Raw genomic sequence first — 8,070 nt, forward strand, 5'->3', positions numbered from 1 at the left:
GCCTTGGCCACGCACCCCTCCCGTACACGTTTCCGGGCGCTCTAGCGGAGGAAGGGGTCCACCGCGACGGCCACGAAGAGGATCGACACGTAGGTGATCGACCAGTGGAACAGCCGCATCTCCTTGAGCTTGCCGCCCGTCTCCTCGGCCTTGGCGCGGTTCTGCAGACCGTGGGCCTCCCACAGCCAGAACCCGCCCGCGCCGAGCGCGACCGCGGTGTAGAACCAGCCCGTGTACCCGAGCGGGGTGAGCAGCAGCGAGACCGCGACCATCACCCAGCTGTAGAGGACGATCTGGCGGGCGACCACCTTGTTGCTCGCGACGACCGGCAGCATCGGCACGCCCACGCGCGCGTAGTCCTCGCGCACCTTCATGGACAGCGGCCAGTAGTGCGGCGGCGTCCAGAAGAACATGACGAGGAAGAGGATGACCGGCGCCCACGACATGGAGTTCGTGACGGACGACCAGCCGATGAGCACGGGCAGACAGCCGGCGATGCCGCCCCAGACGATGTTCTGCGAGGTACGCCGTTTGAGAATCATCGTGTAGACGACGACGTAGAAGAGGAGCGCCCCGAGCGACAGCCAGGCGGACAGCCAGTTGACGGCGAGACCGAACAGCAGGGTCGACACGACCGCCAGCGTGATGCCGAAGGCGAGGCACTCACGGGGGCTGACCATGCCGGTGACGAGCGGGCGCTGCGAGGTCCTCTCCATGAGGGCGTCGATGTCGCGGTCGATGTACATGTTCAGCGCGTTGGCGCCGCCCGCGGACAGGTAGCCGCCGAGGCAGGTGAGGAGCACCAGCTTCAGATCGGGCACGCCCTGCTGGGCCAGGAACATCACCGGAACGGTGGTGATCAGCAGCAGTTCGATGATCCGCGGCTTGGTCAGCGCCACGAACGCCTTGAGACGGGCCCCGAACGGCCGCTGGCCTCGGCTGCTGCTCGTCCCGAGAACACCCGCAGGACGGGATTCGACGGCCGTCACGCACACCCCTGACAGAGACATCCCAGCGAGCCCCCGGATGAAATCCCCGTAAAGGCCCGCGCGTACCACGCCACTGTAGACGTTGCCCAGACCCCGGCATTCGCGGGGGTGGGCCCGTGTTGAGGAGCGCCGCTGGAAGAGCCGGCCGAGACTCGATTGAGCACTCGGACGAGCGGCTCCGTATTCATGTGCCGAACACGGAACGACCCAGTCGGGAGGCGGATCCCGGTGAGTCCCGGCAGTCTGGAATGACTCGAAAAAACGCGCGTACTCACGGGGGTAGGCTCGACAACGGCCGGGGCGCCCAGTGCACCGGCATTTCGACATGTGTGACATGTGGAGAGGAGCCCTGACCCAGGGTGAGCACCAAGCCGACCACCACAGACCTCGAGTGGACCGAGCTGGACCAGCGGGCCGTGGACACCGCCCGCGTCCTGGCCGCCGATGCCGTACAGAAGGTCGGCAACGGCCATCCCGGTACGGCCATGAGCCTGGCGCCCGCCGCGTACACCCTCTTCCAGAAGGTGATGCGGCACGACCCGGCGGACACCGACTGGGTTGGACGGGACCGCTTCGTGCTGTCCGCCGGCCATTCGTCCCTGACCCTCTACACCCAGCTCTACCTGGCCGGTTTCGGCCTGGAGCTGGACGACCTGGAGTCCTTCAGGACCTGGGGCAGCAGGACCCCCGGACACCCCGAGTACGGTCACACGCCGGGCGTGGAGACCACGACCGGTCCGCTCGGCCAGGGTGTCGCCAACGCGGTGGGCATGGCGATGGCCGCCCGCTACGAGCGTGGTCTGTTCGACCCGGAGGCGCCGCAGGGCGAGTCCCCGTTCGACCACTTCATCTACGCGATCGCCGGTGACGGCTGTCTCCAGGAGGGCATCTCCGCGGAGGCCTCCTCCATGGCCGGGCACCAGAAGCTCGGCAACCTGGTCCTGCTGTGGGACGACAACCACATCTCGATCGAGGGCGACACGGAGACCGCGGTCTCCGAGGACACGGTCAAGCGCTTCGAGGCGTACGGCTGGCACGTGCAGCGGATCGCCCCGAAGCCGGACGGCGACCTCGACCCACACGCCATCTACAACGCCATCGAGGCCGCGAAGAAGGTGACGGACAAGCCGTCGTTCATCGCGATGCGCTCGATCATCGCCTGGCCCGCCCCCAACGCGCAGAACACCGAGGCCGCGCACGGCTCGGCGCTCGGCGACGACGAGGTCGCGGCCACCAAGCGCGTCCTCGGCTTCGACCCGGAGAAGTCCTTCGACGTCGCCGCCGAGGTCCTGGCCCACACCCGTCAGGCCCTGGACCGGGGTACCCAGGCCAAGGCCGAGTGGGAGAAGGGCTACGCCGCCTGGCGTACCGCCAACCCGGAGCGCGCGGCGGAGTACGACCGCATCGCAGCGACCGAGCTGCCGAGCGGCTGGGAGGAGAAGCTCCCGGTCTTCGAGGCGGGCACGGGTGTCGCCACCCGCGCCGCGTCCGGCAAGGTGCTCCAGGCCCTCGGCGCGGTCATCCCCGAGCTGTGGGGCGGCTCCGCCGACCTCGCCGGCTCGAACAACACCACGATCGACAAGACCTCCTCCTTCCTCCCGGCGGACAACCCGCTGCCGGAGGCGAACCCGTACGGCCGCACGATCCACTTCGGCATCCGCGAGCACTCCATGGCCGCGGAGATGAACGGCATCGCGCTGCACGGCAACACGCGCATCTACGGCGGCACCTTCCTGGTGTTCTCCGACTACATGCGCAACTCGGTCCGTCTGTCGGCGCTGATGCACCTGCCGGTGACGTACGTGTGGACGCACGACTCGATCGGTCTCGGCGAGGACGGCCCCACCCACCAGCCGGTCGAGCACCTGGCCTCGCTGCGCGCCATCCCCGGCCTCAACGTCGTCCGTCCGGCGGACGCCAACGAGACGGCCATCGCGTGGCGCGAGATCCTCAGGCGCTACACCAAGGTGTTCGGCGAGGGCGCCCCGCACGGTCTCGCGCTCACCCGTCAGGGTGTGCCGACGTACGAGGCGAACGAGGACGCCGCCAAGGGCGGCTACGTGCTGTTCGAGGCCGAGGGCGGCGCGCCCGAGGTCATCCTGATCGGCACCGGCTCCGAGGTGCACGTGGCCGTCGAGGCGCGTGAACGGCTCCAGGCCGCGGGCATCCCCACGCGGGTCGTGTCCATGCCGTGTGTGGAGTGGTTCGACGAGCAGGACCAGGGGTACCGGGACAGCGTCCTGCCGCCGTCGGTGAAGGCCCGTGTCTCGGTCGAGGCGGGAATCGGTCTCACCTGGCACCGCTTCGTCGGGGACGCCGGACGCATTGTTTCGCTGGAGCACTTCGGTGCTTCGGCCGACGGCAAGGTGCTCTTCCGCGAATTCGGTTTCACTGCCGAGAACGTCGCGGAAGCCGCCCGGGAATCGATCGCCGCAGCCCAGCGCTGACGCCGACATACGACACGTAGGAGATGCAATTTCCATGACAGACGCACTCAAGCGCCTCTCCGAGGAAGGCGTCGCGATCTGGCTGGACGACCTGTCGCGCAAGCGGATCACGTCCGGCAACCTTGCCGAGCTGATCGACCAGCAGCACGTCGTGGGCGTCACCACCAACCCGTCGATCTTCCAGAAGGCGATCAGCAGCGGAGACGGCTACGAGCAGCAGGTCTCCGAGCTCGCTGCCCGCAAGGTCACCGTCGACGAGGCCCTGCGCATGATCACCACCGCGGACGTGCGCGACGCCGCCGACATCCTGCGCCCCGTCTTCGACGCCACCGAGGGCCAGGACGGCCGCGTGTCGATCGAGGTCGACCCGCGTCTGGCGCACAACACCACGGCGACGATCGCCGAGGCCAAGCAGCTCGCCTGGCTGGTGGACCGCCCCAACACCCTCATCAAGATCCCGGCCACCAAGGCGGGTCTGCCGGCGATCACCGAGGTCATCGGCCTCGGCATCAGCGTCAACGTCACGCTGATCTTCTCGCTGGAGCGCTACCGCGAGGTCATGGAGGCCTACCTCGCCGGCCTGGAGAAGGCCAAGGAGCGCGGCCTGGACCTCTCGAAGATCCACTCCGTGGCGTCCTTCTTCGTGTCCCGCGTGGACACCGAGATCGACAAGCGGCTCGACGCGCTCGGCACCCCCGAGGCCAAGGCCGCCCGCGGCAAGGCGGGCGTCGCCAACGCCCGGCTCGCGTACGAGGCGTACGAGGAGGTCTTCTCCACCGACCGCTGGTCCGTCCTCGACCGGGCGCAGGCCAACAAGCAGCGCCCGCTGTGGGCCTCGACCGGCGTCAAGGACCCGGCGTACAAGGACACCCTGTACGTCGACGAGCTGGTCGCGCCCAACACGGTGAACACCATGCCGGAGGCCACTCTGGAGGCCACCGAGGACCACGGCCAGATCACCGGCAACACCATCGCCGGTACGTACGAGCAGTCCCGTGCCGAGCTCGACGCCGTCGAGAAGCTCGGGATCGCCTACGACGACGTGGTCCAGCTCCTCGAGGACGAGGGCGTCGAGAAGTTCGAGTCCTCCTGGAACGACCTGCTCAAGTCGACCGAGGCGGAGCTTCAGCGCCTCGCCCCTTCGGAGGGCTGAAACCTTGTCGAGCAGCAACCCGCTGCGTGACCCCGCAGACCGACGGCTCCCGCGTATCGCGGGGCCGTCGGGCCTGGTCATCTTCGGCGTCACGGGCGATTTGTCACGTAAAAAGCTGATGCCCGCGGTGTACGACCTCGCCAACCGGGGTCTCCTTCCGCCGGGCTTCTCCCTCGTCGGGTTCGCCCGCCGCGAGTGGGCCCACGAGGACTTCGCCCAGGAGGTCCACGACGCGGTCAAGGAGCACGCCCGCACGCCCTTCCGCGAGGAGGTCTGGCAGCAGCTCGTCCAGGGCATGCGCTTCGTCCAGGGCACCTTCGACGACGACGACGCCTTCGACCGGCTCCGTTCCACCATCGAGGAGCTGGACAAGGCCCAGGGCACGGGCGGCAACTTCGCCTTCTACCTGTCCGTGCCGCCGTCGGCGTTCCCCGTGGTGATCCAGCAGCTCAAGAAGCACAAGCTGGCGGACCAGTCGGACGGCTCCTGGCGCCGCGCGGTCATCGAGAAGCCCTTCGGCCACGACCTCAAGTCGGCCGAGGAGCTCAACGCGATCGTGCACGAGGTCTTCGCCCCGGACCAGGTCTTCCGCATCGACCACTACCTGGGCAAGGAGACCGTCCAGAACATCCTGGCGCTGCGCTTCGCCAACACGATGTTCGAGCCGATCTGGAACCGGTCGTTCGTCGACCATGTGCAGATCACGATGGCCGAGGACATCGGCATCGGCGGCCGGGCCGGCTACTACGACGGCATCGGCGCCGCCCGTGACGTCATCCAGAACCACCTGCTCCAGCTCATGGCGCTGACCGCCATGGAGGAGCCCTCCTCCTTCGACGCGGACGCGCTCGCCGCGGAGAAGACCAAGGTGCTCGGCGCGACCAGGCTGCCGAAGGACCTCGGCGCCAGCACGGTCCGCGGCCAGTACGCGGCGGGGTGGCAGGGCGGCGAGAAGGTCGTCGGCTACCTCCAGGAGGACGGTATCGACCCCAAGTCGAAGACCGACACCTTCGCCGCGATCAAGGTGGAGGTGGACAACCGCCGCTGGGCGGGCGTCCCGTTCTACCTGCGCACCGGCAAGCGGCTCGGCCGCCGCGTCACCGAGATCGCGGTCGTCTTCCAGCGCGCCCCGCACTCCCCCTTCGACCACACGGCGACGGAGGAGCTGGGCCAGAACGCGATCGTCTTCCGCGTCCAGCCCGACGAGGGCGTCACGGTCCGCTTCGGTTCCAAGGTGCCCGGCACCTCCATGGAGATCCGGGACGTCTCGATGGACTTCGCGTACGGCGAGTCCTTCACGGAGTCGAGCCCGGAGGCGTACGAGCGTCTGATCCTCGACGTGCTGCTCGGTGACTCGAACCTCTTCCCGCGCACCGAGGAGGTCGAGCTGTCCTGGAAGATCCTCGACCCGATCGAGCAGCACTGGGACCAGCACGGCAAGCCCGCGCAGTACCCCTCGGGCACCTGGGGCCCCGTCGAGGCCGACGAAATGCTCGAGCGAGACGGACGGAGCTGGCGTCGCCCATGAAGACCGATCTCACGGACACCACGGCCAGCAAGGTCAACAAGGCCCTCGTCCAGGGCCGACGCGCCATCGGCACGCCCGCCGTCGGCATGGTGCTCACCCTCGTCATCGTCACCGACGAGGAGAACGCGTACGACGCCCTGAAGGCCGCCAACGAGGCCTCGCGCGAGCACCCCTCGCGCACCCTCGTGGTCATCAAGCGCGTCTCCCGCTCGCCCCGCGACCGCACGACGTCCCGCCTCGACGCCGAGGTGCGGCTCGGGGCGGAGGCGGGCACCGGCGAGACGGTGGTGCTGCGCCTGTACGGCGAGGTCATCAACCACGCCCAGTCGGTCGTCCTGCCGCTGCTGCTGCCGGACGCGCCCGTCGTCGTCTGGTGGCCGGTGAACGCGCCGCTCGACCCGGCGAAGGACCCGCTCGGCGCCCTCGCACAGCGCAGGGTGACCGACACCTACGCCGCCGAGGCCCCGGTACGGGAGCTCAACGCCCGCGCCGAGGCCTACACCCCGGGCGACACGGACCTGTCGTGGACCCGCATCACGCCCTGGCGTTCGATGCTGGCCGCGGCCCTGGACCAGGTCGCCTGCGACGTGGACGCGGTCGAGGTGGAGGGCGAGGAGTTCAACCCGAGCTGCGAGCTGCTCGCCATGTGGCTCGCGAACCGGCTGGAGGTCCCCGTCAAGCGGTCGCTGTCCTCGGGCCCCGGTCTGACCGCGGTCCGGCTGGACACGAGCTGCGGCCCGATCGTCCTGGACCGCGCCGACGGCACCCTCGCCACGCTGTCCATCCAGGGGCAGCCCGACCGCGCGGTGGCCCTCAAGCGCCGGGACACGGCCGAGCTGATGGCGGAGGAGCTGCGCCGTCTCGACCCGGACGACACCTACGCCTCGGCGCTGCGCTTCGGGGTGGACCGGCTGAACGCGGCGGGGGACACCGCGGGGACCGGGTCCCCGGGCGGGACCGCGACGGCCACGAAGGCGGCCCCGGTCGCCAAGGACTCCCCCGCGGGGGTGGCCGAGAGGCTCGCAAAGAAGGCGGCGGACAAGGCGGCCGCCGAGTGAACACTCCGCAGCTCGTCGTCCACCGCGACAAGGAACTGATGGCCCAGGCCGCGGCGGCCCGGCTGATCACGAAGATCGTGGACGCGCAGGCCTCGCGCGGCTCCGCCTCGATCGTGCTCACCGGCGGGCGCAACGGCAACGGGCTCCTCGCGGCCCTCGCTTCCGCGCCCGCACGGGACGCGGTCGACTGGGCGCGTCTCGACCTGTGGTGGGGCGACGAGCGGTACCTCCCCGAGGGCGACCCCGACCGCAACGACACGCAGGCCCGCGCGGCCCTGCTCGACGCGGTGCCGCTGGACCCGGCGCGGGTGCACGCGATGCCCGCGTCCGACGGTCCGTACGGCGCCGACGTGGAGGCGGCGGCGGAGTCGTACGCGGCGGAGCTCGCGAAGGCCGCCGGGCCGGAGAACCACGGCCCGGTCCCGGCCTTCGACGTCCTCATGTTGGGCGTCGGTCCCGACACCCACGTGGCCTCGCTCTTCCCGGAGCTGCCCGCGGTGCGGGAGACGGAGCGGACGGTGGTCGGCGTGCACGGCGCGCCCAAGCCGCCGCCGACCCGGATCTCGCTGACCCTGCCCGCGATCCGCTCCGCCCGCGAGGTGTGGCTGCTCGCGGCCGGCGAGGACAAGGCCCAGGCGGCCGCGATCGCCCTGTCCGGCGCGGGCGAGATCCAGGCCCCCGCCGCCGGCGCGTACGGCCGCTCACGCACCCTGTGGCTGCTGGACGCCCCGGCGGCGTCCCAGCTGCCACGTTCGCTGTACCCGCCCGCTTCCGCCTGAGCGGTCCTGTTCGCCCGGACCCCGGGGGGGGGGGGCGGGCGCGGCGCCCCCCGCGCGCCGGCGGGGGGGGGGAGCGGGGGGGGGGGGCCGGGGCGCGGGCCGCGTGTCGCGCGCGG

Annotated in this window: 6 protein-coding genes; 5 read left to right on the forward strand and 1 reads right to left on the reverse strand. The window is 70.3% G+C overall.

The annotated features are described in order from the left end of the window. Positions 1 to 41: 41 nt before the first annotated feature. Positions 42 to 995 (reverse strand): heme o synthase, encoded by a 954-nt coding sequence (locus ACFXGX_RS42555; RefSeq protein WP_384803675.1) that lies wholly within the window; start codon positions 993 to 995, stop codon positions 42 to 44. A gap of 353 nt (positions 996 to 1,348) precedes the next feature. Between ACFXGX_RS42555 and tkt the strand changes: the two genes are divergently transcribed. The 5 genes from tkt to pgl are packed head-to-tail and all read left to right on the forward strand — an operon-like array spanning position 1,349 to position 7,954. Next, positions 1,349 to 3,436, forward strand: coding sequence for a transketolase (gene tkt, locus ACFXGX_RS42560; protein ID WP_384803661.1), 2,088 nt, complete (start codon positions 1,349 to 1,351; stop codon positions 3,434 to 3,436). A 34-nt stretch (positions 3,437 to 3,470) separates the two neighbouring features. Beyond that, entirely contained in the window at positions 3,471 to 4,589 is a 1,119-nt protein-coding gene (tal, locus tag ACFXGX_RS42565; protein WP_384803663.1) for a transaldolase, read from the forward strand. Between the two features lie 4 nt (positions 4,590 to 4,593). Next, complete coding sequence (gene zwf, locus ACFXGX_RS42570; protein ID WP_384803666.1) at positions 4,594 to 6,117, forward strand: glucose-6-phosphate dehydrogenase; 1,524 nt, start codon at positions 4,594 to 4,596, stop codon at positions 6,115 to 6,117. After that, on the forward strand, positions 6,114 to 7,175 hold the full coding sequence (opcA, locus tag ACFXGX_RS42575; RefSeq protein ID WP_384803669.1) for a glucose-6-phosphate dehydrogenase assembly protein OpcA: 1,062 nt from the start codon (positions 6,114 to 6,116) through the stop codon (positions 7,173 to 7,175). The genes zwf and opcA overlap by 4 nt, the downstream gene beginning before the upstream one ends. Further along, positions 7,172 to 7,954, forward strand: a complete 783-nt coding sequence (gene pgl / locus ACFXGX_RS42580; protein WP_384803673.1) for a 6-phosphogluconolactonase — start codon at positions 7,172 to 7,174, stop codon at positions 7,952 to 7,954. Before opcA ends, pgl begins: the two co-directional genes overlap by 4 nt. Positions 7,955 to 8,070 lie beyond the last annotated feature (116 nt).

The organism is Streptomyces sp. NPDC059371, from assembly GCF_042751995.1.
GTDB lineage: Bacteria > Actinomycetota > Actinomycetes > Streptomycetales > Streptomycetaceae > Streptomyces.